The 1,084-nt window shown below is 58.8% G+C and carries 2 protein-coding genes; one reads left to right on the forward strand and one right to left on the reverse strand.

Annotated features, from left to right (window positions below; all coding sequences use genetic code 11):
- A partial coding sequence (locus tag E1J61_RS36955) for a replication protein RepA (RefSeq protein ID WP_243737139.1) occupies window positions 1-584 on the reverse strand: 584 nt, incomplete at its 3' end.
- A gap of 318 nt (window positions 585-902) precedes the next feature.
- Between E1J61_RS36955 and E1J61_RS37985 the strand changes: the two genes are divergently transcribed.
- On the forward strand, window positions 903-1,084 hold a 182-nt coding region (locus E1J61_RS37985; protein WP_133098667.1), incomplete at its 3' end, for a hypothetical protein.

A 1,084-nucleotide genomic window follows, 5' to 3' on the forward strand; every position in this document is an offset into this window, starting at 1 on the left:
GATGCCCGCTCATCTGCGTCGAAGAACAGGGAATACTCGTCTGCAAAGTTCAGGAAATCCGTGTGTTTGAGCTTGGCGGTCAGCAAGTCCGCGCGCTTGGCCGTAGCGAGGTGGGCCGGAAGCGTGACGAATGCCGCTCGACTCTGCAGCAGGCGGTCCGCTTGCTCGATCAGCATTTTGCCGGCACCGCGCTTGCCGCGACTCCGGTCGATGTTCAGCTTGCGGCAGAACTCAGCGAAGCTGCCACCGGTATGGATCTTCCGACTCCCAGTCCGCAGGGCCTCTGAAGTCAGCCACATGACGAACAGGCGCGGGTACGTGCCATAGGGAATGCCGTTGATACCGCCCTGCACCCAGAGAGCGTAGTTCCCGTTGTGGCGAAGCCATGCTCCGTTAATCAGCTGCTCAGGCTTGGGATTCCGGTACGGGAGGGAAGCGGAAACGAGACACTTCGCGCCGAATCCCACCTCATCAATGCCAGGCTTTCGGGTCGCGATGACGGTCGATGCCTGGACAATCTTCTCGCCGGCCTGCACCTTCTTCCGAGGGGAGGGGTTGGACGCCACCAATTCCAATTCGCTCATGTTGTCGATTCCGTATAGATACAACGACACGTAATGACGCATCATAGAATCGCGCGATTGATATGTCAAATTTCACTGTTTTCTTTCACCCAGACCCTACCTAGGGCGTTTTCTAGCGCAGTCCTGTAGGCAACCGGAATTGGCTGGACTACGAGCTCTTTTGCTGGACTGGAAATCCGGAATTAGCTGGACTGGCGTGCAATTCCCGCCGACGCCGACCCAGACCTGACGGTCGGTTCACCCTCTGGTCACTGGGCGTGGCTCAAGATATCTGGGGAGGCGGCCGTCAATACGGGACTCCAGTCCCTGTCTTTGGCCATGCGTTACATTCCGATCCGCGACCAGCACCTCACTATCCTCGCCCGCAACCGCGATGCCTGGCGGACTCGGGCGGAACAGCGCTTTGACGTCGAAAGTCTCATTCGGGCATGCGTTCCGGACGCCGCCACCTGCGATCCAAGCATTGTGGCCGACGCAATCCGGGAGTGGTTCGATAGTTT

The organism is Cupriavidus sp. L7L (assembly GCF_004353535.1).
GTDB lineage: Bacteria > Pseudomonadota > Gammaproteobacteria > Burkholderiales > Burkholderiaceae > Cupriavidus > Cupriavidus oxalaticus_A.